Origin of the sequence: Roseicyclus sediminis, assembly GCF_025515305.1 — a bacterium.
Classification (GTDB): Bacteria; Pseudomonadota; Alphaproteobacteria; order Rhodobacterales; family Rhodobacteraceae; genus Roseibacterium; species Roseibacterium sediminis.
This window is the reverse complement of the sequence record NZ_JAOPHT010000009.1, coordinates 39,381-64,009: the sequence shown is the minus strand read 5'-3', so window position 1 is coordinate 64,009 and position 24,629 is coordinate 39,381. Positions and strand designations below refer to the sequence as shown.

The following is a 24,629-nucleotide window of genomic DNA, read 5'->3' as shown; positions in this document are numbered from 1 at the left end:
TGCCCCGGTTTCGCGGCGTCTCCCTAGCCCGGCAGACGCGCGGGATCGAAGCTCTGGACGATCTGGCGCAATTCGGGCTCGCTCAGGCGCTGCGCGGCCTTCTTCGGCGAGAACCACTTGCGCTTGCGCTCCTGGGCCTCGGGGTAATCGTCGTCGAGCCGCAGGACCTCGACCGGGAAGACGCCGACAATGCAGGGCAGCGACAGTTCCTCGTCGATCCATTTGTGGTAGGAAAAATGCCCGATGCAGGTTTCATGCGCCCGCCCGCGGACGCCGGCCTCTTCCCAGGCCTCCATCGCGGCGGCGGCAGCCGGCGTCTCGCCGTCGACGGGCCATCCCTTGGGAATGATCCAGCGCCCCGTATCGCGCGACGAAACGAGCAGCACCTCGAAGCCGGACTTCTTCGACTTGGCACGCCGGTAGCAGAGCGCGCCGAACTGGGTCCGGGTCTCGCGCTTGGCGGCCGCGCCTATGCGCAGCGGCGTCTGGATGGCGGGTTTCTTCGTCATGGCCGCCCCGTATCGCACGACGTGCGCCACCGATCAACGGTCAGGCGATCGGGGCGCCTTGACCGCCCGGCAGGAGAAGATAGCTGGCACCGGGATGGATGCGCCCCTGTTCCTCGGTTCCGAGATCTACCGCGCCTCGTCCTACGGGGCGCGGCATCCCCTGCGTGTGCCGCGCGTCTCGACGGTGATGGACCTGTCGCGGGCGCTGGGATGGCTCGGCTCCGACCAGTACCGGCCAAGCCCGCGCGCCAAGCCGGCCGCACTGACGATCTGGCATACGCCGGAGTATGTCGCCGCGCTCGAGGCGGCCGAGCGGGCACAGGCCGTCAGCGACGAGGTTCGCGCCCGCCACGGTCTCGGCACGGTCTCAAATCCGATCTACCCCGAGATGTTCCGGCGCCCCGCCACCGCGGCGGGCGCCTCCCTGCTGGCAGGGGAACTGCTGCGGGAGGGCGGCGTGGTCTACCATCCCGGCGGCGGCACGCATCACGGCTTTCCCGACCGGGCGGGCGGTTTCTGTTACCTCAACGACCCGGTCCTCGCGATCCTGTCCCTCCGGCGGGCGGGTGTGGGTCGGATCGCCTATGTCGACATCGACGCCCACCATTCCGACGGGGTGGAGCATGGCCTCGCCGGCGACCCGCAAACCCTGCTGATCTCGGTCCACGAGGAACGGCGCTGGCCCTTCACGGGCGCGCTGGAAGAGGACGGAGGCGGCAACTGCCTGAACCTTCCGGTCCCGCGCGGCCTGAACGACCGCGAGATGGCCGAGATCCGCGACCGCCTGATCCTTCCCGCCGTCGCGGCCTTCGGGGCCGAGGCCATCGTGCTTCAATGCGGTGCCGACGCCGTCGAGGAAGACCCGCTGTCGCGCCTTTCGCTCTCGAACAACGCGCATTGGGAGGTTCTCTCGGGGCTGATGGAGCTCGGGGCGCCACGGCTCCTCGTGCTGGGGGGCGGCGGCTACAATCCCTGGTCGGTCGGACGGCTCTGGACCGGCGTCTGGGCGACGCTCAACCGGCGCGAGATACCGGACCGGTTGCCGGCAGAGGCCGAGGCCGTCCTGCGCGCCCTGCACTGGGAGAACGCGCGCGCGGGGCGCAACCCGCCGGGGCACTGGTTCACCACGCTCCGCGACGCGCCGCGTCCCGGTCCAGTGCGTCCGGAAATCCGTGACCGGATCAGGACCCTCGCGGCAAGGGCAGTGATGCGCGGGACCATTCCGATCAATTAACTCGGAATTGACAAGGCTGAGTGTTTTGCTCAGGATTGCAGGCAGCGACAGACCAACCGGGAGATCCGCCATGAGCTACCTGTCCTCGCATGCCCCGTCCGAAGCGCAGCCCGTCCCGGGCCCGACCCTGCCGATCCACGACGCCCGCCGCCTAACGGGGGACGAAGGCACGGCTTTCATCATGCTGGATGGCAAGACCTACACGCTTCGGATCACGCGGGCGGGCAAGCTGATCCTGACGAAGTGAGCGGCGCTTGACGGGTCCGCGGCGCGCGCGCGAGGCTGGCCCCATGCCGATGCCCTGGACCTACCGCCATGCCAGCCGCGAATGGCGCGCCTTCCTCGACGACGTGAAGGAGGCGACGGGCCTCACGTCGGACAACATGGCCTATACGGCGATCGATGGCGTGTTCCACGTGTTCCGCGCGCGCCTGACGGCGGAGGAGGGCCTGCGCTTCGCCTCCGTCCTGCCGGCGGTGCCGCGCGCGATCTTCGTGGCAGGATGGACACCCTCCGACCCGCCCCCGCCCTTCCTTCCAAAAGAGGATCTGGTGCGCGAGGCGCAGGCGCTGCGCCCGCACCACAACCTGACGCCGGACAACGCGATCGAGGCCACCGCGCGGGCGCTCTGGCGTTCGGTTCGCCATGCCGATCTGGAGCGCGTCCTCGCCACCCTTCCAGACGGCGCAGCCGCGATCTGGAGCCTTCCCGACGCGGACCCGGGAGACCTCGCTCCGCGCATCGTGTAGTCTGCTGCGAAGCCATCTTGCAAAACGCCACGAAGCGCGCATCTTCCCGTTTCACGCGACCGCCCGCGTCGAGCCCATCGGCTCGTCCCAACATCCCCGGAGGGCGGACCGGCCTTTCAGAAGGAACAGGCGCATGATGACAGTGCGCTGCTACCTCGCCCCGTCCGACATCGAGGGACTGGGCGTCTTCTGCCATGACGACATCAAGCAGGGCCAGGTGGTCTGGCGCGCCGAGCCCGTCCTGGACGTACGCATCCCGGTAAGCTTCGTGGAAGCCGCCGAACCGCATGTTCGGGAATTCCTCGAACGCTACACCTATCCCGACTGGAACGACCTTTCCCAGGTCGTCCTGGAAAGCGACGAGGGTCGCTTCATGAACCACGCGGACGAACCGAACCTCGACTTCTCCGATCCCGCGGTGGGCGTGGCACGCCGGGACATCCCCGCCGGCACGGAATTCACCTGCCACTACTCGAGCTTCACGCTGGGCGAGATCACGATGCAGCCGCCGCGCCACAGGGTGAACGCGGTCGCCGCGGCCTGAAGCCACGCATCGCGGATGGCCGGCGGGGCAACCGCCGGCCGCAAGCCGCTATCGCTCGCCGGTCTCGACAAGGGTGAAGGCGGCACCGTCGAATTCGTAGACCCACATCTGGCAGACCTGCCCCCGGCAATAGGGATTGACGCCGGATGCCCATGCGCATCCGGTCCGACCGGGGAACGCACTCACGCGCGCCCCCTGCATCATCATCGACCCTCCCGAGACCTCGGGCGTGCTGCCGGGCGCGCATTGGGGGGCGACGAGAGAGGCGATGTAGTCCCCCAGCACCTCGAGCGCCTGCGGCGGGATCGACGCGGGCGGCGCACCGCCGCTGCAGGTCGTTGAAAGCTCCGCAACGCGCTCGGCGCCGGCGAGCGAGGCGAAGCTTGCGGACTCGATCAGCTCGGTGGCCGGGATCTCGGCGCGGGCGCCGGGCACGGCCAGAGCAGACAGCAGCGGGGCGGCCGCGTCGGGCGGCAGAACGAACGAGTAGTACTGCCGTGCCCCCGTGTCCGGCCTGCCGCTCGCCCCGTCCGGCAACGGGAAATTCCTGCCGCCGATTGTGACCGCCACATCGATCCTGTCCGGCCAGGTCACGCCTTCCCGCCGGAACAGCGAAATCTCGAACTGCAGGTTGCCCTGCCCGGCGCAGCTGAGCGTCACCCAATGACCATCCGCGGACACGAGCCAGATGCGGGACTGCAGCCCGTTCGACCGCGAGGCGCGCCAGGTGTTGACCGAGGAGTTCGGAGATCCGTCACGCGGATGAAGCCCCGTGAAGTGCACGACATCCGGAGCGCCGCAGGCTCCGAGCACCTGGTCGAGCGCTTCGGTCGAGCCGCCCGAGAAAAAGCGGCCGCCGGAGATCAGGTCCTGGTCGGGCAACTCGACGCTCCAGCCATGGGCGAAGGCGGCGATCAGGCCGCCATGACGCTCAAGGTCCATCGGCACGATGAAGGCCGTGTGCTGCGCCGTCAGCCGGTCGCGCTGGACGCTCTGCAGCGGAAAGGGATCCCCATCGAGAAGCATTCGGACAGGCAGTTCGCCGAACGCCTGCGGTGTGCCGCGCGTCCGCGCCGAAATCACCCAGACCAGCTCGTTTCCGACCCGGTCCGGGTCACAACTGAGCATCAGGCTGACATCGTTTCCACCGGGCATGAGCGCCGAGACCGACCGGCCAGCCGTCCGGGAGAACTGCCATGCCGGCGCCGTCAGGTCGGCTCCGCTCCCGCCCCCGCCGCCGGGCGCGATCGGCGTTGCGCCGAGGTCGGTCGCCACGAAGCCGGACCCGGCACCGACCGGCGGCGCGGACGCCTGCGGCAGGGGCACGCCCGTCCCGCCGCCCGTGCCCCCGCCGGCCCAGAGCCTCGGGCAGGCCGCCTCCAGTCGCTCCATGGCGTTCCTGGAACCGCGCAGCGAAAAGCTCATCAGCGCGAAGTCGAAACTCCGCGTGAAGCGCACGGCACTCCCGCCCTTAACCTGCCGGCGCATGTTCTCGGTGACGGAATCGAAGAAGGGAAACCTCGACTGGTACCGGGCGAGGCGTCCGTTCATCGCGGCGCGGACGGTTTCGACGTTGAAGGTCCAGGTTCCGATCTCGAACTGGACGACATCCTCCACGTCCTCGATGCCGGCCGAGGGAATGACCATCAGGTCGAGCAGGATATTCTGCCGGTCCACGGCTTCCGAGGTGCACCGGAAACCGAAGGACGTCCCGTTCTGGCCCATCACATAGGCCCGCGCCTCGCCGCCGCCTTCCTCGTATTGCCATTGCGCCGCGGCGGGGGTCGGCAGAAGGAACGCGGCCACCAGCCACGCGAACAATAGTCTCGCCATGGTCACTCGCACCTGTGGGGCACATTTTTCACCAGACTTGCCGCTCATTGCGCCCGAGGCAACGAAAAAGGCCCCGGCGTCATCGCCGGGGCCCTCTTGTACTTCGGCGTTTTCGCCTCAGCCGAGCTTCGGCAGGAGGCTGTCCATCGAGGCCTTCGCGTCACCGTAGAACATGCGCGTGTTCTCCTTGTAGAACAGCGGGTTCTCGATGCCGGAATAGCCGGTGCCCTGGCCGCGCTTGGAGACGAAGACCTGCTTGGCCTTCCAGACTTCCAGAACCGGCATACCGGCGATGGGGCTGTTGGGGTCGTCCTGAGCGGCGGGGTTCACGATGTCGTTCGAGCCGATGACGATGACGACGTCCGTATCTGGGAAGTCCTCGTTGATCTCGTCCATCTCGAGCACGATGTCGTAGGGCACCTTGGCCTCGGCCAGAAGCACGTTCATGTGCCCCGGCAGACGGCCCGCGACCGGGTGGATGGCGAAGCGCACTTCCTTGCCCGCGGCCCGCAGCTTGCGCGTCAGCTCACTGACAGACTGCTGCGCCTGGGCCACCGCCATGCCGTAGCCCGGCACGATGATGACGCTGTCGGCCTCGTTCAGCGCCGTCGCGACACCGTCGGCATCGATCGCCACCTGCTCGCCCTCGACCGCCATCTGCTCGCCGGTCGCGCCGCCGAAGCCGCCGAGGATCACGCTGACGAAGGACCGGTTCATGGCCTTGCACATGATGTAGCTGAGGATCGCACCCGACGAGCCCACGAGCGCGCCCACCACGATCAGGAGGTCGTTGCCGAGCGAGAAGCCGATCGCCGCCGCCGCCCAGCCCGAGTAGCTGTTCAGCATCGAGACGACCACGGGCATGTCCGCGCCGCCGATCCCCATGATGAGGTGGTAGCCGATGAAGAAGCCGAGCATCGCCAGCAGGACGAGCGACCAGGTGCCCGCGCCCCCGAGATACATGATCAGCAGGACGGCCGAGCCCGCGGCCGCCGCGGCGTTCAGCATGTGGCCACCGGGAAGCTGTTTCGCCGCCGTGTCGATCTTGAACGGCAGGAGGCTGGAGCTGCCCGAAAGCTTTCCGTAGGCCACGACCGAACCGGTGAAGGTCACGGCGCCGATCCAGATGCCGAGCACCAGCTCGACGCGCAGGATGCCGATCTCGACCGCGGTCTTCTTGCCGATCAGTTCGGCGAAGTTCGACAGCGTTCCGAGAAGCGTGTAGGCCTCCGCCGAGAGCGGTCCCTCGGGCTGCGGGAACGGCAGACCGCCCGCGGCGAAGATTTCCGCCACACGGCCGATCTCGATATGCGCGTTGACGCCCACGAAGACGGCGGCGAGGCCGACGAGGCTGTGCATGATCGCGACCAGCTCGGGCATCTGGGTCATCTGCACCCGCGTGGCGAGCTGGTAGCCCACCGCCGCACCCGCCGCGATCAGGATCAGCGACATGGCAGCAAGGCCCGAGCCCGGCCCGATCAGCGTCGCGATGACCGCGATGGCCATGCCGACGATGCCGTACCAGACCGCGCGTTTCGCGCTTTCCTGCCCCGAAAGGCCGCCCAGCGAGAGGATGAAGAGCACGCCCGCGACCGCGTAGGCCGCAATGGTGAATCCGAAATCCATCTGTCCTACCCCTGCCCGCTCAAGATTTCTGGAACATGGCGAGCATGCGCCGTGTCACGAGGAAGCCGCCGAAGATGTTGACCGCGGCCATGAATACCCCGAGGGCGGCCAGAACCGTGATCAGCACCGAGGAGGAGCCGATCTGCATCAGCGCGCCGAGGATGATGATCGACGAGATCGCGTTGGTGACGGCCATCAGCGGCGTGTGAAGCGAATGCGCCACGTTCCAGATCACCTGGAAGCCGATGAAGACCGACAGGATGAAGACGATGAAGTGCTGCATGAAGGTCGCCGGCGCGATGAGGCCGACGCCGAGCAGAAGCGCCGCGCCGATGGCGAGCAGCGTGACCTGGTTCTTCGTCTGCGCCTTGAAGGCCGCGATTTCCTGCGCCCGCTTTTCTTCGGGCGTCAGTTCCTTCGGCTTCTCCTTCTTCGGTGCGGCGGCGATGGCCGCGACCTTGGGCGGCGGCGGCGGCCAGGTGATCTCGCCGTCATAGGTGACGGTCGCGCCGCGGATCACGTCGTCCTCCATGTTGTGCACGACCTGCCCGTCCTTCTCGGGGGTGAGGTCGGTCATCATGTGGCGGATGTTCGTGGCGTAGAGCGTCGAGGACTGCGCGGCCATCCGGCTGGGGAAGTCGGTGTAGCCGATGATGACGACGCCATTGTCGGAGACTACGCGCTCGTCCATCACCGTCAGGTCGCAGTTGCCGCCCCGCTCGGCGGCAAGGTCGATGATGACCGAACCCGGCTTCATCATCTCGACCATGTCCTTGGTCCAGAGCTTCGGCGCGGGCCGGCCCGGGATCAACGCGGTGGTGATCACGATGTCCATGTCCGGCGCCATCTCCCGGAATTTCTCAAGCTGCTTGGCCTGGAATTCGGGGCTGGAGGGCGCGGCGTAGCCGCCGGTCGCGGCGCTGTCCTGTCCGGTCTCCTCGAATTCGAGGAAGACGAACTCGGCACCCATCGACTCGATCTGCTCGGCCACTTCGGGCCGCACGTCGAAGGCGTAGACGATCGCGCCGAGCGAGGTCGCCGTGCCGATCGCGGCGAGACCGGCGACGCCGGCACCGACCACGAGGACCTTCGCGGGCGGCACCTTGCCCGCCGCCGTCACCTGCCCGGTGAAGAAGCGGCCGAAGTTGTTGCCGGCCTCGATCACCGCGCGGTACCCCGCGATGTTCGCCATGGAGGACAGGGCGTCCATCTTCTGCGCGCGCGAGATCCGCGGGACCATGTCCATGGCGATGACGTTCGCCTTCTTGGACTTGGCGAGTTCCATGAGTTTCTCGTTCTGGCCCGGCCAGAAGAAGGAGATCAGGAGCTGCCCCTCGGTCAGGCGCTTGGCCTCGGCCTCGGTCGGCGGGCGCACCTTGGCGACGATATCGGCCGCCTTCCAGAGCGCGGCCGCGGTCTTGACGACCTCGACGCCCGCGGCCTCGTAAGCGGCATCGGAAAAGCCCGCCGCAGCGCCCGCGCCGGCCTCGATGAAACAGTCGTAGCCAAGCTTCTGCAGCGCCAGGGCGCTGTCGGGCGTCATCGCAACCCGCGATTCGCCTGGTTCGATCTCCTTCGGAGCCCCAATTTTCAAAGCACTTCCCCTCATGTCCGAGCAGGTCCGACAGCCCCAATAGCAAGAGCGTCCCCGCACCACAACGCCCCACAGCTCGACATAATATTTCGTATGCATTGGTATGCCACGCAATAACCGCAACGCGACGTCCGGGGGGCCCCGAACGCGTGCCGGATTGCGCCCGCCGAGCCGCACGCTAGGGTTGCCTCGGGGAAGCGGATCCATCGACGGATCCGGCCCTTGGCCGCAGAAGACCAAGGGTCACGCCGGGAGGACAGGCAATGGAACATGAGGGCAAACACGCGCTGGTGACGGGCGGCGGCACCGGCATCGGACTGGGCATCGCCGAGGCGCTTGCCGCCGCGGGCGCCGAGGTCACGATCACCGGGCGGGACCTGGCACGGCTGGACAGGGTGGCGGCGGGGAACCCGCGACTTCATCCGCTGCAGATGGACGTAGCCGACGAGACCTCCGTGCGGGACGGCATCGCCGCGGCCGCGCGCGCGCGCGGGCCGGTGACGATCTGCGTGGCAAACGCGGGCATCGCCGAAGCCGCGCCGTTCCGCCGCGAGACGGCCGAGCACTGGCGCAGGATCATGGCGGTCAACCTCGACGGCGCCTTTCTCACGCTGCAGGCGGCCATGGCCACGCTGGAGCCGGGACAATCCGCGCGGATGATCGCCATCTCGTCCATCGCGGGGCTCAGAGGCCTGCGCAACGCCATCGCCTACACCGCGTCCAAACACGGGGTGATCGGCCTGATCCGGGGTCTCAGCGAGGAGTACATGGGCGGCCCGGTCACCTTCAACGCGATCTGCCCCGGCTACGTGGACACGCCCATCGTCGACCGGAACGCCGCCGAGATCTCGGAAATGAAGGGAATTCCGGACGAGGAGGCGCGCGCCTATCTTGCGCGCGGGAACCGGCACAAACGGTTGCTGGAGACCGACGAGGTCACCGCCGTGGCGCTCTGGCTCTGCTCGGACGCGGCCCGCAGCGTGAACGGCCAGGCGATCCAGGTCGCGGGGGGACAGGTCGCATGACGGCGCGGCCTGCCCACGCCGATGCAGGGGCCCAGCGCGGGCCGGTGCCGGCGCATTTCGACAAGCGGACGGGTTGGGAACGGTGAGATGAAAGACGCAACGGCACCGGGCAGGACGGACTTCGAAGCGACGCGGGAGCGTTTCCACCTGCCGCCGGGGCAGATCTACCTCGATGGCAACTCGCTCGGCCCCCTGCCGAAGGGCGCCGAGGCGATGATGCGCCGCACTCTCTTCACCGAATGGGGGGAGATGGTCATCGGGGGATGGAACCGGGCCGACTGGATGGGTCTGCCGGACAGGCTGGGTGACCGCATCGGCGCGCTGATCGGGGCCGAACCCGGCCATGTCACGGTCGGTGACACACTTTCGATCCGGGTCTTCCAGGCCCTTGCCGCGGCGGTGGCGATGACGGATCGCAAGGTCGTGCTGAGCGACAGCGGCAACTTTCCCTCCGACCTCTACATGGCGCAGGGGTTTCTCCGGAACTTCCGGTCCGACATGACCCTGCGCGTGGTCGAACCCGATGCCGTCGACGAGGCCCTGACCGAGGACGTGGGCGTCCTGATGCTGACGCAGGTGGACTACCGGACGGGCCGGCGCCACGACATGGCGGCATTGACGGCACGGGCCCATCAACTCGGGATCGTCACCATCTGGGACCTCGCCCATTCTGCGGGCGCCTTCGAGGTGGACCTCGCGGGCGCCGCCGCCGATTTCGCCGTGGGATGCACCTACAAGTACCTGAACGGGGGCCCCGGCGCGCCGGCCTTCATCTACGTCGCCCCGCGCCATGCCGACACGGCCCACACTGTGCTGAACGGCTGGCTCGGCCATGCCGACCCTTTCGCCTTCGAGCCGGAATACCGCCCCGCACCGGGCATCGCACGCATGCGTGTGGGCACGCCCGCGATCCTGCAGATGCGCGTGCTCGAGGCCGCGCTCGATTGCTGGGAGGGGGTGTCGCTGGCCGATCTCCGCGCGCGCTCGGTCGCGCTGTCGCAGCAGTTCATCGGGGCCGTGGAAGCACGATGCCCGGGCCTCGAACTGGCCTCGCCGCGCGATCCGGAGATGCGCGGCAGCCAGGTCTCCTTCCGTTTCGCCGAGGGCTACGGGGCGATGCAGGCTTTGATCGCGCGGGGCGTCGTCGGCGATTTCCGCGCGCCCGACATCATGCGTTTCGGGATCGCACCACTCTACGTCACCGAGGCCGACATCGACGGCGCCGTGGCCCACCTGGAGCAGGTTCTTTCGGACCGTGAGTACCTGCGGCCCGAGTTCCGGGCGCGCGCTCGGGTGACCTGAGGGCGAGTTGAGGGCGACCTGAGATCCGGACGCGCCCCTGCCGAGACGGCGAATTTTTGCCGCAGTGCAGCATGGGGCGCGGGCTTTTTGCGCGTCCGGCCAGTGACTTGGCCGGTACGTATACGATGGCACCCCGGCAAGCCCCCGGAATTCAATGCATTTTCCCGTTTACCTTCGGCCGCATAGGTCTATCCTGCCAGGCACCTCAGGAGCCCGCCCGCGATGCCGCTCGAAGACCACCCGCTGCGTTACGCTCTCACCAACGAGCTGCACGCCCGACCCTTTCCCTCGCTCACCGCGCCGGGACAGGCGATCTACCTTGCGATCAAGGAACCCAAGCAGGCCGCGAAACGCGACCGCGCTCGCGACCGGGCGCACCTGATCGCGCTCCTCGACCGGTTCGGCGTCCAGCACCCCAAGCCCGACGCAACGCATTATTTCGGCGATCTCGGCAAGTTCCGCCTGAAATGGGAACAGCATACGGAGTTCGTCACCTACACGGCCTTCATCGACAACGGCCTCGCGCGGCCTTTCGATCCCTCGGCATGGGAGGTCTTTCCCGAGGAATGGCTGGCCGAGGCACCGGGCGCCCGGATCACCTCGGCTCACATCGTCTATACCCTGATCCCCGAGGATGAGGGCGAGGTCGAGAAATTGATGCACGACTGGTTCGTGCCGGAGAGCCTCGCGGTGTCCCGCGTGCTCGACGACACCGCGGTGATCGGCGGCGATTTCCGGATCGACGTGGCGGGCCATCTGCGGTTCGCCGTCTTCGCGCAGCCCGACACCGGCCATCGCCGCCTTGGACGGATCGTGCAGCGGGTCTGCGAGATCGAGACCTACAAGACCATGTCGATGCTGGGCCTGCCCCGCGCCCGGCACATCTCGTCCAAGCTGGGGGTGATCGACGAGCGTCTGTCGCATCTCGTCAGCGACATGACAGGCGATCTTGCGAAGCCGGACGAGACCCTGAGCCAGCTTCTCGCCATCGCCTCGGAACTGGAGCAGCTTCAGACCGAATGCTCGTTCCGGTTCGGCGCGACGGCGGCCTACGACGCCATCGTGAACCAGCGTGTCGCCGTTCTGCGCGAGGAGCGGTTTCGCGGGCGGCAGACCTTCGCGGAATTCATGATGCGCCGCTTCGACCCCGCGATGCGGACGGTCAAGTCGACCGAGGCGCGGCTGGAGACCATGACGACGCGGGCGATCCGGGCGGGCGACCTGCTGCGGACGCGGGTGGATGTCGACCGCTCGGCGCAGAACCAGGAGCTTCTGGCTTCGATGGACCGCCGCTCGGACCTGCAGCTTCGCCTGCAGAAGACGGTCGAGGGGCTGTCGGTGGTGGCCATCAGCTACTACGCGGTCAACCTCGTGGTCTATCTCCTCGGACCGCTGGCCGAACCGCTCGGGGTCTCCAAGACCATCCTGACCGCCGGGGCCGTCCTGCCGACCATCCTCGCCGTCTGGCTGACGGTGCACTCGATCCGGCGCTCGATGGAGAAGTGACGCCAAACTCTTGCAAGAGTTTGGCGAGGGTCTTGCAAGACCCTCGCCCGCCTTTTGAAAAAGGCGGGGTGCCCGCCCCCGCAATCCGCGCTCACTGCCCTCGCAACGCCCGACGCAGAACCTTGCCCGTGGCCGTCATCGGCAGGCTTTCGGCACGAACCACCCGGCGCGGCACGCAATGGGCCGAGACCCTGTCGCGCACGAGGGCCTGCAACGCCTCGGGCAGGCCGGTCCAGTCCGCGCCCTCGCGCAACACGACGTGAGCCACGACCACCTCGGTCCGGATCGGGTCGGGCTCCCCCACCACCGCCGCCATGACAACGTCCGGATGGGTCGCCAGCGCCTGCTCGATCTCGACCGGGCCGATTCGGTAGCCCGCGCTCGTGATGACGTCGTCGTCGCGGGCGTGGAACACCATCTGGCCATCGTCGCGCATCGTCGCGAGATCGCCGGTGCGGAGCCAACCGTCCACGACCTTGTCCGCCGTCGCCTGTGGTTTGCCCCAGTATTCGAGGAACATGACCGGATCGGGCGCGCGCACGCAGACCTCGCCTACCTCGCCCGCGCCCACGGGCCGGTCGCCGGGGCCGAGAACCGCGACGTCGTGGCCGGGTACGGCCAGGCCCATGGCGCCCGGAACCCGCTCCATCACGCGGTCGACGGAGGCCACCACGAGGTTGCACTCTGTCTGGCCGTAAAACTCGTTGATCGGGCATCCGAGCGCCCCGCGCCCCCAGTCGAGGAGATCGCCACCCAGCGCCTCGCCGCCAGACCCGACGGCGCGCAGGCGCAGGCCCTTCGGGACCGGCGCCTGACGCATCAGGCGCAAAGCGGTGGGCGGAATGAAGGCGGACGTGACCCCCTCGGCGGCCATCAGCGCCAGCGCCGCCTCGGGGTCGAACTTGGCGAAGCGGTGCGAGACGAGCGGCACACCGTAGTATAGGCAGGGCAGCGCCATGTCCATCAGCCCGCCGATCCAGGCCCAGTCGGCCGGGGTCCAGCCGATGTCACCCTCGCCCGGGAACCAGCCCAGCGAAAGCTCGAGACAGGGCAGGTGCCCGTAGAGAAACCGGTGCGCGTGCAGCACGCCCTTGGGATCACCCGTCGTGCCGGAGGTGTAGATCATCACCGCCGCGTCCTCGGCGTCGGTCGGCACGGAGACGAAGCCCGGCGCGGGCGTGGCGAGGATCTCGTCGAAGGCGAGAACCGGCGGCGCGGCAAGACCGGTCGTCACCACGACCTCGAGCTCCGGCAGGTCCGGCCGGAGCGCCATGACCCGGTCGAGCGAACCGGCCTCCACCACGATCGCACGGGCCCCGGAGTCGCGCAGCCGGTAGCGCAGCGCATCCTCTCCGAAGAGCGTGAAGAGCGGGAGCGACACCGCGCCCAGCTTCATCGCGGCGAGATGCGCCACGAGGACGGCGGGATTCTGCGCCATGAGCACCGCGACCCTGTCGCCGCGCATGATCCCCTGTGCCGCCAGCGCGGCCGCGAGCCGGTCCGAAGCGCGCTTGAGGTCGCCGTAGGTCCATTCCGACCGTGCCCCGTCCGCGCCGAGATGGATCACCGCGACGCGCGATGGATCTGCCTCCGCCCAGCGGTCGCAGCACAGATGCGCGATGTTCACCGCGTCGGGGATGTCCCATGCAAAGCCCGCGCGAAGTCTCTCCCAGTTGCCCCGCCCGGAGGCGGGGCGCGGCAGGAGCCTCCGCGCGGATCGCAGGTCAGGCATCCGAGATGACGGTCACCGTCGGAAGCGAGGCAAGGTCGAGGCCCAGCGCCTGCATCGCCTGAAGCGACAGGCGCGACCCCGTGCCGGGGCCGCCGCCCGAGGGCCTGAGCGTCACCACGATCGTGCGGCCGTCGGGACCGATCACGCGACCGGGGCCTTCGGCGGAGACAAGCGGCGTCTCCAGCCACAGGCCCGGGACCGAGGCATCTCCGAGGCTCGCCACCGCAAAGCCGAGGATCAGCCCGCCTTCACTCGGCTCCGCCGCGCCCTCGCCGCCTGGGCGCTCCTCCGGACGCAGCGTGTCCTCGCCGGGCGTCATGGCAGCCGAAGGCGCGGTGCGGTCGCGGCCGAAAAGGCCCCCACCGCCATCCCCGCCGAAGAGCCCGCCTCCCCCCGACCCGAAGCCGATGCCCCCGCCGCAACCCGCCAGCGCCAGCACCAGTGACATGGAAATCGCATGTTTCATCATGGTCGGGAGCCTAGGCGCATTTGCTTGTCGCGATCAACAGAATGCTTGCGGCCAGCGAGCCCTCTACATACCTTCCGCACCATGGAAAGAGACGCCCCTCTCATCGACCCCTTCGCGCGTGCGATAACCTACCTGCGCGTTTCGGTCACCGACCGCTGCGATTTCCGCTGTGTCTACTGCATGTCCGAGAACATGACCTTCCTGCCGAAGAAGGAGCTTCTGACGCTGGAGGAGCTTGACCGCATGTGCTCGACCTTCGTGCGGCTCGGGGTCGAGAAACTGCGGATCACCGGCGGCGAGCCGCTGGTGCGGCGGGGCATCATGACCTTCTTCCGCGCCATGACGCGGCATCTCGACTCCGGCGCGCTGAAGGAACTGACGCTGACGACGAACGGCAGCCAGCTCGCGCGGTTCGCGGGCGAGCTGTTCGATGCCGGCGTGCGGCGCGTGAACGTCTCGCTCGACACGCTCGACGAAAAAAAGTTCGCCGACATCACCCGCTGGGGCCGCCTGCCGCAGGTGCTGAAGGGGATCGACGCGGCGCAGGCGGCCGGGCTTCGGGTCAAGATCAACGCCGTCGCGCTGAAGGACTTCAACGAGGACGAGCTTTTCACGCTGCAGGAGTGGTGCCGGACACGCGACATGGACCTGACCTTCATCGAGGTCATGCCGATGGGCGATCTCGGCAACGAGGATCGGCTGGACCAGTACTGGTCGCTGAAGGACCTCCGCGCGCGACTGGCCGAGCGTTTCACGCTGATCGACCTCGCCGAGCGGACGGGCGGTCCCGCGCGCTACGTGCAATTGCAGGAGACGGGGCAGAAGATCGGCTTCATCACGCCGCTCACGCACAATTTCTGCGAAAGCTGCAATCGCGTCCGGCTGACCTGCACCGGGGAACTCTACATGTGCCTCGGGCAGGAGGACATGGCCGACCTCCGCGCGCCGCTCCGCGCGTCGCGCGATGACGCCCCGCTGGAGGACGCGATCCGCGCCGCCATCGAACGCAAGCCCAAGGGGCACGACTTCGACTATTCCCGGCAGAAAGTGGGCGGCCAGGTCAGCCGCCACATGAGCCATACGGGGGGCTGACGGTCAGTCGCCCCCGCGCCCTGCGCACCAGTCTATGTCGGGATCTCCCGGCTCCCACCGGACAAAGCCCCTGCGCTCCAGAAGGATCCCGAGGTTGACCGCGTTCGCCTCGGCCACCCGATCGACGGTCGCGACAACCCGCCCGGAAAAGGCGCCGGCCTCCACGTCCTCGAGGCGCACCTCCTGCCCGACCGGAAGCAACTCTTCCAGCACCGCCTTGGCAAGGGTCGCCTGAAGGCGCTCTTCCTCGCAATCGGGGCGGAACAGTTCCGGCGCGTCGAAGCCACGCAGACGCACGCTTACGACGGCTTCGATATTCGGCCAGATCTCGACCCGGGTCTCGAACGTGTCGCCGTCGATGACGCGCAGCACCTCACCCGAATACGGCCCGTGAAAGGACGCGTCTGCGCCAGCCGCATGCGGCGACATGGCGAAAGGTCCGGACCATGCCGCGGCCAGCACGGCGCGCGCAAATCTTCGCCCTCTCCCGGAGCGGGATGTTTGCGGCGACGCCTTCTCCCCCGGCATCCGGTTCCGGAAAATCACCTACTCCGCCCGTGCCCGGATCACCGCGCCCTCCGGCGCATGAAGCACCAGCGCGCCGGTCTCGTCGAAGTCGTGCCGGATGACCCGGCCCAGCGCGTCGAAGAAACGGCGTTCCTGGGTCATGAGCGCATCGGGGCAGGCCATCATCGTCGACCCGGCCTGCCCGAAGCTCAATCCCTCGCCGGTGAGCTCGTAGCTCGAGAACCAGCGGTTGCAGCCGCCCGATCCCGCCACGCGGCCCTCCCGGTCGAACAGGAGCGTCACGCGGCTGGCGTCGATCACGCCCATGCCCTCGATGTCCTCGACGACCCATTCACGCCCCGCGAAAAGATCGCGCGGATCGCCACCGCAGCCGCGCATCACGTTGTCGCCCATGGCAAGCTCCGTCGCTTCGGGATAGGCCATCCCGCTCATGTCGTCGTGGCAGAGCCCTTGGCGGCGAACCAGCACCGCGCGCAGCGCCTGCGCGGGGTCGGTCGCCTCGACGACGATGTCGCCCTCCGGGGTGAGGTTCGAGGCACTGACAGCCATGTCGAGATCGTCGAAGCCGAGCCGGACGAGGCGCATCCGGCCGTCCTCGACACTGGCGCTCCAGAACGGCTCGTTGCCGCGGGCCGTGTAGGCGTCGCGATCCGCCGGAAGCGTCAGGCGGCATTCCGGCAGTTGGACGCCGGCAAGGGTGACGAGGGCGTTGTCGCCGTGATTCCAGAACGAGGTTCCGGGATCGCCGGGCGCCTCGAATTTCGCGCCGGAGGCCGCGGCAACGGGGACGAGGCGCACGCGCCCTTGCCCCGTATCCATGATCACGTCCTCGCCCGCGAAGCCGGTCTCGACCACCCAGTCGCCGCAGCGGAACACGGAGGTGAAGCCGATGGCCGTGTATGGGGAAAGAAGGATCTCGCCGAGCGCGACGTCCTCATTGCCCGCCGGAACCGGTAACGGGTCGCCCAGCCAGGCGATCTCGCCGCGTTCGGCGATCCCGACCATCAGGGTCACATCGAGGCCTTCGGGAACCGACAGCGCGAAGGAAAGCGGCACCTGCTCCCCGCCGGTGGGCTGCGCGAGGTGGCCGAGGTCGCTCCCGCCGACGCCCCGCGCTTCCACCATCAGGACAGCATCGGGGCCCAGCGCGATGCGCGCGAGATAACTCGCCGTGCCGCCGAGTTCGCGCGTGTCCTGCGCGGATGCGGGGGCGACAAGCGCGGCAATCGCCAGCGCGACGGCGGTGCGGAAGACTGGGGATCGGGTCACGGTCAGGCGCCTCGGCTTTTCTGGATCGGACCGGGGCAGGATAACCCAGAATGTCGGGGCGATCACCCCTTGCCGCCACGCCCGGCCGCGAAGGCCGCTGCGACGGCGGCAGGGTCATAGCGGGTCGCCACCCACGCCTCGAAGGGCATCGCCGCTCCGGCGCCATCGGCCTCGTAGGCATCGAGCACCGCGCCGAGGACGCCGGCCCGCGAGGACCGGAGATGGAGGAAACGGACCGACAGCATCTTGCGCGCCTCGGCCACCGGCCGCCCCTCGAACACCATGAGATAGATCGCCGAGGCCAGCCCCGCGCGGTCGGCACCGGCCTTGCAATGGATCAGGAAGGGCCGCTCGATCTCGCGGAAGGTCTCGATGAGTGCAAGCAGGGAGGCGGGCGTCGGGGCCGCCTTGTCCGTCATCGCCACGGTCCGCAGCGTCAGCCCCAGTTCCTCGCACCACAGCCGCTCGGTCGCGCTGTGCGCCGCGCCGGGGCTGGCGCGCAGGCTGAGAACCGAACGCAGACCCGCGGCCTTCAGCCGTTTCAGGCGCCGCTTGGTGGGGTGGTTCGAGCGCAGGACGCCCGGAGCGACCTCGGCCTCGTTGGTCCAGAAGGTGCGCAGGATCGCGTGATCGAACCAGGCGTTGTAGATGCGCGCGCGCCGCCACGTCTCGTCGTCGACAGGCACCACGTTGTAGTGGGCGCGCCAGCGGCGTTCGAGGTCGTAGAGGCGGCGAAACAGCGGCATCGGCATCGGTGTCGGGGCATGAGGCCCGCCGATGTCTCAGAAAACGGCGGCGCGGGCAAGGGCCGCGCCGCCTGCCTCCCGCGTGTCAGGCCGCGGGCATGCGCCGCTCCACGATCTCCGCCCACCAGGAACAGCCCGCCGGGATCGCCTCGTCGTTGAAGTTGTACAGCGGGTGATGAACCATCGCCGTATCGCCGTTGCCGACGAGGATGTAGGCACCGGGCCGGGCGTTCAGCATGAAGGCGAAATCCTCGCCGCCCATCACCTGCGGGGCCTCTTCGCACTGCCCCGAAACCGCACGCGCCACGTCGGCGGCGAACTCGGTCTGTTCATCGGAGTTCACCATGACGGGGTAGTTGCGCTTGTACTCGAGGCGCGCGGTGCCGCCGAAGGTGGCGGCCGTGCCCTCGACGATCTCCTTCATGCGCCGCTCGGCAAGATCGCGGATATCCGGGTCGAGGGTGCGCACAGTCCCCTTCAGCGTCACGGTCTCGGGGATCACGTTGTGCGCCTTGGACCCGGTCTCGAAGCTGGTGACCGAGACGACGACCTGCTTGACCGGATCGGCGTTGCGGCTGGCGATGGTCTGAAGCGCGAGGACCATGTGAGCGGCCATCACGGTCGTGTCGATCGTTTCCTGCGGCTTGGCGGCATGGCCGCCCTTGCCCTTGACGTGGATCGTGAAGAGATCGGCCGCCGCGAAGAAGGGGCCGGGCCGGATCGCGAACGTCCCCGTCGGCACGCCCGGCCAGTTGTGCATCCCGTAGACCTCGTCGATGCCCCAGCGCTCCATGATCCCGTCCTCGACCATCTCGCGCCCGCCGCCGCCGCCTTCCTCGGCGGGCTGGAAGATCACGGCCACGGTTCCGTCGAAGTTGCGCGTCTCGGCGAGGTACTTGGCCGCCCCGAGCAGCATCGCGGTATGCCCGTCATGGCCGCAGGCATGCATCGCGCCGTCGGTCTTCGAGGCATAGGGCAGCCCCGTCTCCTCGTGGATCGGCAGGGCGTCCATGTCGGCGCGCAGGCCGATGGTGCGGCCCTTCGTGTCGGACTTGCCCTTGATGATGCCCACGACCCCGGTACGGCCCAGCCCCTCGACCACCTCGTCGCAGCCGAACTCGCGCAGCTTCTCGGCGACGATCCCGGCGGTGCGGTGCGTCTCGAAAAGGATCTCGGGGTGTTCGTGAAAGTCGCGGCGCCACTCCGCGATCTCCGGCATCAGCTCGGCGAAACGGTTCTTGACTGGCATTCTTGTCGTCTCCTGTTCGGACCTTCGGGTATCAGCGCGCGGGCAGGCGGCGCTCGACGATTTCGGCGAAGAAGCTGCATCCGTAGGGAATGGCCTCGTCGTTGAAGTTGTACTTGGGGTGATGGCACATCGCGCTATCCCCGTTACCGATGAATAGATAGGCGCCCGGGCGGGCGTTCAACATGTAGGAGAAATCCTCCGACGGCATGATGGGGTCGACATCGTCGGCGACCTCGTTGGCCACCGCGCGCGCGGCCTCCACGGCCCATTCCGTCGCCTCGGCGTCGTTGACCGTCACCGGGTAGCCGTACTCCCAGGCCAGCTCGGCCTTCGCACCGAAGGCGCTCGCGGTGTCCTCGACCACGCGGCGCACGCGGGCCTCCATCATCTCGCGGTCGGCGGGATCTAGGCAGCGGACCGTGCCGCGCATCCGCGCCGTCTGCGGGATGATGTTGGACGCGCCCGAGTCGGTCTGGAACGTGCCCACGGTCAGCACCACGGAATGCAGCGGATCGACGCTGCGCGACACCACGGTGTGGAGCGTGACGACGATCTGTGCGGCGACGAGCGTGGTGTCGATGGCCTTGTGCGGCTCGGCCGCGTGCCCGCCGAGACCCGTCACCACGATCTCGAACTCGTCGGCGGAGGCCTGCAGAGGCCCGGGCCGGGTGACGATGCTGCCGATCGGAACGCCCGGCGCATTGTGCATGCCGTAGACCTCGTCGATGCCGAAACGTTCCATCAGCCCGTCGCGGAGCATCGCGTCCGCCCCCGCCCCGCCCTCTTCGGCCGGCTGGAAGATGAGGACGACGCTGCCGTCGAAATTCCGCGTCTCGGCCAGGTACTTCGCGGCCCCGAGCAGCATGGAGGTATGCCCGTCATGGCCGCAGGCATGCATCTTGCCGGGCACCTCCGAGGCATAGTCGAGCCCCGTTTCCTCGTGGATCGGGAGCGCGTCCATGTCGGCCCTGAGGCCGATGGCGCGCGTCCCCTCGCCCTTGCCCCGGATCACCCCAACGACGCCGGTTCTGCCGATACCCTCTACGACCTCGTCAACGCCGAATTCCCGCAGCTTCTCCGCCACGAAGGCCGCCGTCTGGTGGACCTCGTAGAGGATCTCGGGATTGCGGTGCAGGTGCTGCCGCCATTCCATGATCTCGGGCAGCATCTCGGCGAAACGGTTTCGGATCGGCATGGGGCGTCTCCTGGTCTTTCAAGCCTCAGCTTGCGGGCATCCGGCGCTCGACGAGTTCCGCGAAGAAGGAACAGCCGTAGGGAATGGCCTCGTCGTTGAAATCGTACTCGGGGTGGTGAACGCCGGCGGTGTTGCCGTTGCCGACGTTGATGAAGGCGCCGGGGCGCGCGTTCAGCATGTAGGCGAAATCCTCGCCGCCCATGCGTGGCGGACGGCCCCAGCGGACCTTGTCGGAGCCCGCGACGGCCCGCGCGATCTCGGCGGCCATCTCGGCATTCTCGTCGTGGTTCACGACGACTGGGTAGCCGCGGTGATACTCGAGGCGCGCCTCGCAGCCATAGGCCTCGGCGGTGGAATGGATCAGGGTCGTCACGCGCCGTTCGGCCATGTCGCGCACCTCGTCCGAGAGCGTGCGCACCGTGCCACGGATCAGCACCTCGGGCGGAATGACGTTGAAGGCCTCAGACGCGGTCTTGATGGTGCAGACGGAAACGACGATCCGGTCGATCGGATCGGTGTTGCGGCTCGCCACGGTCTGCAGCGCCATGACGACGTTGCAGGCCGCGGGTGTCGGGTCGATGCACATGTGCGGACGGGCGGCATGCCCGCCCTTGCCGACGATGCGCACCTCGAACTCGTCCGCCGCCGCCATGATCGGGCCGGGCGACACGCCGAACTCGCCCACGGGCAGTCCGGGCTCGTTGTGCATGCCGTAGACCTCGTCGATGCCGAAGCGCTCCATCATGCCGTCCTTGACCATCAACTCGCCGCCGCCGCCGCCCTCTTCCGCGGGCTGGAAGATCAGCGCGACGGTCCCGTCGAAGTTGCGCGTCTCCGCAAGATACTTGGCCGCCCCCAGAAGCATCGCGGTATGACCGTCATGGCCGCAGCCGTGCATCTTGCCGGGTGTCTGGCTGGCATAGGGCAGTCCCGTCATCTCGGTCATGGGCAGCGCGTCCATGTCCGCCCTGAGGCCGACGCAGCGCCCCCGCGTGTCAGACTTCCCCCGGATCAGCGCCACGATACCCGAGCGTCCGATCCCGGTGTGGATCTCGTCCACGCCGAATTCCTTCAGCTTCGCCTCGACGAGCGCCGTGGTCTTCGGCAGGTCGAACATGATTTCGGGATTCATGTGGATTTCCCGGCGCCACTCGGCGATCTCGGGCATCAGTTCCGCAAGGCGGTTCTTGATCGGCATCAGCGTTCCTGCAGCATGCTCAGAAGGCGGGCCATGAAGGCCTCGCCTTTCTTCAGTTCCTCGACGGCGAGCCATTCGTTCGGCTGGTGCGCCTGGGCGATATTGCCGGGCCCGCAGACCACGGCGGAGTATCCGGCGGCCTGGAACTGCCCGGCCTCGGTGCCGTAGCTGACCACCGCGCTCCCGTTCTCTCCGGTCAGGCGGCGGACGAGCGCCTCGGCCTCGCCATCGGGTTCCGCGACAAGGCCGGGCACGTCCCATTTCGGGTTGGCGTCGATATGCGCCTCGGGCCGCACGGCCTTCATCCCCGCTTCGAGCCGGTCGATTTCGGCCCGAATCCGGGCGGCCCATTCCGCGTTCGGCTCCTCCGGCACGCAGCGCGCGGAAAGGACGAAAGTGCAGTCCTTCGCCGTGATGTTATGCGCGGTGCCGCCCTGGATCATGCCGACATGGAGCGTCGTGTAGGGCGGGTCATAGGCGTTCGCCGGGTCGGCCTTGGCGGCGTTCTCCTCGTTCTGGCGGTTGGCCCAGTCGATGAGTTTCGCGCCCTCCATGATGGCCGAGACGCCCTTGTAGGCGATGGAGGAATGCACCTCGAAGCCATGAAAATGCAGGTCGAAACCGACGCCGCCCTTGTGGCCGTTGACGATGCCCCATTCGGTCGGCTCGCCGATGATCGCGAGCGAAGCCTTCGGCACATGGTCCTGCATCTTCTCGATCATCGGCGGCGCGCCGGTGCAGCCGATCTCCTCGTCGCGGGACAGGCAGAGCTGGAGGGGTCGCGCGACCCCGCGCCGGTGCGCCTCGACCGTGGCCCAGATGGCGAGCGCGTCGAAGCCCTTCATGTCGCAGGTTCCGCGCCCATGAAGCTTGCCGTCCTTTTCCACGACGGTGAAAGGATCGGTGTCCCATGCCTGCCCGTCCACGGGCACGACGTCGGTATGCCCCGACAGGACCACGCCGCCCGGTATCCGGGGGCCGACATGGGCGAAGAGGCTCGCCTTGGTGCCGGTCTCGTCGTAGTCGCGGAAGCACGCGATGCCATGGCTGCCGAGGTAGTCCTCGACCCAGTCGACAAGGGGCAGGTTGGTGTCGCGGCTTACGGTCGGGAAAGAAACGAGCTTGTCGAGAAGCTCTCGCGGACTGAGGGGGTCAGGCATTTGTTTTTTCAGTACCCGCTGTCAGTGGTGAGGATCATGTGGCCCGGCTCGACCTCCTCGTAGCGCGAGGGTTCGGGCTCGTAGCCGATGGGGTGGACAGGTGACGGGATCGGCTTGAAGTTCAGGTCCTTCTCCGATTTCCGCCGCGTCGGATCGGCGATCGGAACCGCCTTCAGCAATGCCTGCGTATAGGGGTGCTGGGGGTTTTCGAATATCCGCGCGCGCGGCCCGATCTCGACGATCCGGCCGAGGTACATGACGCCGACGTTGTGGCTTACACGCTCGACCACCGCCATGTCGTGGCTGATGAACAGGTAGCTGAGGCCAAGCTCGGCCTGCAGTTCCATCATCAGGTTCAGCACCTCCGCCTGCACCGACACGTCGAGCGCCGACACCGCCTCGTCGGCGATGATGAGCTTGGGGTTCAGCGCGAGCGCGCGGGCGATGGCGATGCGCTGCCGCTGGCCGCCCGAAAGCTCGTGGGGGTAGCGGGACATGAAATCCCGCGGCAGCTGCACCCGGTCGAAAAGCTTCGCGACGCGGTCCTGCCGCTCATCCGCCGGGATGTGCTCGAAGTTCATCATCGGCTCCGCCACCTGGTGGGAGAGCTTCATCTGCGGGTTGAGCGAGGCGAAGGGGTCCTGGAAGACCATCTGCATGTGCCGGCGGGCCTTGCGCAGGTCGGCCTGGTTCAGGGCCATGATATCGACCCCGTCGAGGTCGATCTTGCCCGAGAGTGGTTCGACCAGCCGGAGGATCGACCGGCCCGCCGTCGACTTGCCGCAACCCGATTCGCCCACGAGGCTGAGGGTCTGCCCGGAATTGATCGTCAGCGACACGTCCTCGACGGCGTGGACGTTGGCCACTGTGCGCCGAAGGAGCCCGCCCTTGACCGGGAACCGCGTCACAAGGTTCTCGACCCTGAGAAGCACCTTGTCCGTGCCGGCGATCGGCTGCGGAAGCGGTGCGTCCGCGGCCGCGTTCATGAGTTTCATGGGTTCGGGCAACGCCTTGCCATGCATCTCGCCAAGCTTCGGAACCGCCGACAGAAGCGCCTTGGTATAGGGGTGCTGCGGGTTGGCGAAGATCTGCTCGACCGGGCCTTCCTCGACCTTGTTGCCGCGGTACATGACCACGACGCGATCCGCGATCTGGGCCACGACGGCCATGTCGTGGGTGATGAACATGACGCTCGTGCCGGTCTCGCGCTTGAGCCGGTCGATCAGCGCGAGGATCTCGGCCTGGATCGTCACGTCGAGCGCGGTCGTGGGTTCGTCCGCGATCAGGATGCGCGGCTCGCAGGCCAGCGCGATGGCGATGACGACACGCTGGCGCATGCCGCCCGACAATTCGTGCGGATACTGCTGCAGCCGGCGCTCGGGCTCGGGGATGCGCACCTGGCGCATCAGTTCGAGAGCGCGGGCGCGGGCCTGTTTCTTCGACATGCCCTTGTGCTTGATCAGCCCCTCGGTCAGCTGCCGCTCGACGGTGAACACGGGGTTCAGGGCCGTCATCGGCTCCTGGAAGATCATGCCGATCTCGTTGCCGCGGATGTCGCGCATGAGGCCGCTGTCGGCCTTGGCGAGGTCGATCGGCTCCTCGTCCTTGCGGTCGAACATCAGCTGTCCGCCCGTGATCTCGCCGCCGCCGAATTCCACCAGCCGCATGAGCGACAGCGAGGACACCGACTTGCCCGAGCCCGACTCGCCCACGATGCAGACGGTCTCGCCGGCGCCAACCTCGAAGGACACGTCCTCGACGCCGACGACGGTGCCGCCCTTGGTCTCGAATTCCACGCGAAGGTTGCGGACCTGCGCAATCGGCCGGTCGAGCATGTGACCACCTACCCCTGTCAAGACATCCCGTGTCCCACCTGCGCGAACATGTGCGGCGAAGGAAAGACCCACCGACGCTAAGACCGAAGCACATCTGCTGTCAAATGCTGCGGCCGCCCATTTTCCGGGCATTCCGTTGCGGCATCAGGCTTGCTTTTTGGCCATGATCCGCGTTCGATGCGGGGCGGGGTAGACTTCTGGCAGCGCATCAGCCTGACATCGATCTGTCCCGTT

General features: G+C 67.9%; 22 protein-coding genes. 8 read left to right on the top strand and 14 right to left on the bottom strand.

Going from position 1 to position 24,629, the window contains the following annotated elements; genetic code table 11:
- Positions 1–23 precede the first annotated feature (23 nt).
- Complete coding sequence (locus N8I71_RS12650; RefSeq protein WP_262878353.1) at positions 24–509, bottom strand: NUDIX hydrolase; 486 nt, start codon at positions 507–509, stop codon at positions 24–26.
- A 94-nt stretch (positions 510–603) separates the two neighbouring features.
- Between N8I71_RS12650 and N8I71_RS12645 the strand changes: the two genes are divergently transcribed.
- From N8I71_RS12645 to N8I71_RS12630, 4 genes are all read left to right on the top strand, one after another.
- A complete protein-coding gene (locus tag N8I71_RS12645; protein ID WP_262878352.1) occupies positions 604–1,743 on the top strand; it encodes an acetoin utilization protein AcuC in 1,140 nt (379 codons plus the stop codon).
- Positions 1,744–1,813: 70 nt separating this feature from the next.
- Positions 1,814–1,990 (top strand): hemin uptake protein HemP, encoded by a 177-nt coding sequence (gene hemP, locus N8I71_RS12640; protein WP_262878351.1) that lies wholly within the window; start codon positions 1,814–1,816, stop codon positions 1,988–1,990.
- 43 nt (positions 1,991–2,033) lie between these two features.
- Positions 2,034–2,492: a DUF2267 domain-containing protein gene (locus N8I71_RS12635; RefSeq protein ID WP_262878350.1), complete on the top strand. Its 459-nt coding sequence runs from the start codon at positions 2,034–2,036 to the stop codon at positions 2,490–2,492.
- A gap of 133 nt (positions 2,493–2,625) precedes the next feature.
- Positions 2,626–3,036 carry an SET domain-containing protein gene (locus N8I71_RS12630; protein WP_262878349.1) on the top strand — a complete coding sequence of 137 codons (411 nt, stop codon included), beginning with the start codon at positions 2,626–2,628 and terminating at the stop codon, positions 3,034–3,036.
- A gap of 48 nt (positions 3,037–3,084) precedes the next feature.
- Here the strand turns inward: N8I71_RS12630 and N8I71_RS12625 are convergent, their stop codons facing one another.
- From N8I71_RS12625 to N8I71_RS12615, 3 genes are all read right to left on the bottom strand, one after another.
- Positions 3,085–4,869, bottom strand: a complete 1,785-nt coding sequence (locus tag N8I71_RS12625) for a hypothetical protein (RefSeq protein WP_262878348.1) — start codon at positions 4,867–4,869, stop codon at positions 3,085–3,087.
- Positions 4,870–4,986: 117 nt separating this feature from the next.
- The gene (locus tag N8I71_RS12620) at positions 4,987–6,495 is read right to left on the bottom strand and encodes an NAD(P)(+) transhydrogenase (Re/Si-specific) subunit beta (protein WP_262878347.1); all 1,509 of its coding nucleotides are present in this window, start codon (positions 6,493–6,495) and stop codon (positions 4,987–4,989) included.
- Positions 6,496–6,514: 19 nt separating this feature from the next.
- Positions 6,515–8,089: a Re/Si-specific NAD(P)(+) transhydrogenase subunit alpha gene (locus N8I71_RS12615; RefSeq protein WP_262878346.1), complete on the bottom strand. Its 1,575-nt coding sequence runs from the start codon at positions 8,087–8,089 to the stop codon at positions 6,515–6,517.
- 263 nt (positions 8,090–8,352) lie between these two features.
- Here N8I71_RS12615 and N8I71_RS12610 point away from each other — a divergent pair, with 263 nt between their 5' ends.
- From N8I71_RS12610 to N8I71_RS12600, 3 genes are all read left to right on the top strand, one after another.
- Positions 8,353–9,114 carry an SDR family NAD(P)-dependent oxidoreductase gene (locus N8I71_RS12610; protein ID WP_262878345.1) on the top strand — a complete coding sequence of 254 codons (762 nt, stop codon included), beginning with the start codon at positions 8,353–8,355 and terminating at the stop codon, positions 9,112–9,114.
- A gap of 87 nt (positions 9,115–9,201) precedes the next feature.
- On the top strand, positions 9,202–10,416 hold the full coding sequence (kynU, locus tag N8I71_RS12605; protein WP_262878344.1) for a kynureninase: 1,215 nt from the start codon (positions 9,202–9,204) through the stop codon (positions 10,414–10,416).
- Positions 10,417–10,638: 222 nt separating this feature from the next.
- Complete coding sequence (locus N8I71_RS12600) at positions 10,639–11,922, top strand: DUF3422 family protein (RefSeq protein ID WP_262878343.1); 1,284 nt, start codon at positions 10,639–10,641, stop codon at positions 11,920–11,922.
- A 91-nt stretch (positions 11,923–12,013) separates the two neighbouring features.
- Here the strand turns inward: N8I71_RS12600 and N8I71_RS12595 are convergent, their stop codons facing one another.
- Both N8I71_RS12595 and N8I71_RS12590 read right to left on the bottom strand, forming a co-directional pair.
- Positions 12,014–13,654 (bottom strand): AMP-binding protein, encoded by a 1,641-nt coding sequence (locus N8I71_RS12595; protein ID WP_262878342.1) that lies wholly within the window; start codon positions 13,652–13,654, stop codon positions 12,014–12,016.
- Entirely contained in the window at positions 13,647–14,120 is a 474-nt protein-coding gene (locus N8I71_RS12590) for a D-galactarate dehydratase (RefSeq protein WP_262878341.1), read from the bottom strand. Before N8I71_RS12590 ends, N8I71_RS12595 begins: the two co-directional genes overlap by 8 nt.
- Before the next feature lie 84 nt (positions 14,121–14,204).
- On the opposite strand from N8I71_RS12590, the gene moaA reads away from it, so the two are divergent.
- Positions 14,205–15,215 (top strand): GTP 3',8-cyclase MoaA, encoded by a 1,011-nt coding sequence (gene moaA, locus N8I71_RS12585; RefSeq protein WP_262878340.1) that lies wholly within the window; start codon positions 14,205–14,207, stop codon positions 15,213–15,215.
- 3 nt (positions 15,216–15,218) lie between these two features.
- Here the strand turns inward: moaA and N8I71_RS12580 are convergent, their stop codons facing one another.
- From N8I71_RS12580 to N8I71_RS12545, 8 genes are all read right to left on the bottom strand, one after another.
- Positions 15,219–15,644, bottom strand: a complete 426-nt coding sequence (locus tag N8I71_RS12580) for a thermonuclease family protein (protein WP_262878339.1) — start codon at positions 15,642–15,644, stop codon at positions 15,219–15,221.
- A gap of 117 nt (positions 15,645–15,761) precedes the next feature.
- Positions 15,762–17,012, bottom strand: coding sequence for an META domain-containing protein (locus tag N8I71_RS12575; RefSeq protein WP_262878338.1), 1,251 nt, complete (start codon positions 17,010–17,012; stop codon positions 15,762–15,764).
- Positions 17,013–17,074: 62 nt separating this feature from the next.
- Positions 17,075–17,758 (bottom strand): phosphatase domain-containing protein, encoded by a 684-nt coding sequence (locus N8I71_RS12570; RefSeq protein WP_262878337.1) that lies wholly within the window; start codon positions 17,756–17,758, stop codon positions 17,075–17,077.
- 85 nt (positions 17,759–17,843) lie between these two features.
- Complete coding sequence (locus N8I71_RS12565; RefSeq protein WP_262878336.1) at positions 17,844–19,007, bottom strand: M20 aminoacylase family protein; 1,164 nt, start codon at positions 19,005–19,007, stop codon at positions 17,844–17,846.
- A gap of 31 nt (positions 19,008–19,038) precedes the next feature.
- Complete coding sequence (locus N8I71_RS12560) at positions 19,039–20,202, bottom strand: M20 aminoacylase family protein (protein ID WP_262878335.1); 1,164 nt, start codon at positions 20,200–20,202, stop codon at positions 19,039–19,041.
- A 25-nt stretch (positions 20,203–20,227) separates the two neighbouring features.
- A complete protein-coding gene (locus N8I71_RS12555) occupies positions 20,228–21,400 on the bottom strand; it encodes a M20 aminoacylase family protein (protein ID WP_262878334.1) in 1,173 nt (390 codons plus the stop codon).
- A complete protein-coding gene (gene argE, locus N8I71_RS12550; protein WP_262878333.1) occupies positions 21,400–22,560 on the bottom strand; it encodes an acetylornithine deacetylase in 1,161 nt (386 codons plus the stop codon). Before argE ends, N8I71_RS12555 begins: the two co-directional genes overlap by 1 nt.
- Before the next feature lie 8 nt (positions 22,561–22,568).
- Positions 22,569–24,395 (bottom strand): ABC transporter ATP-binding protein, encoded by a 1,827-nt coding sequence (locus N8I71_RS12545; RefSeq protein WP_262878332.1) that lies wholly within the window; start codon positions 24,393–24,395, stop codon positions 22,569–22,571.
- Positions 24,396–24,629 lie beyond the last annotated feature (234 nt).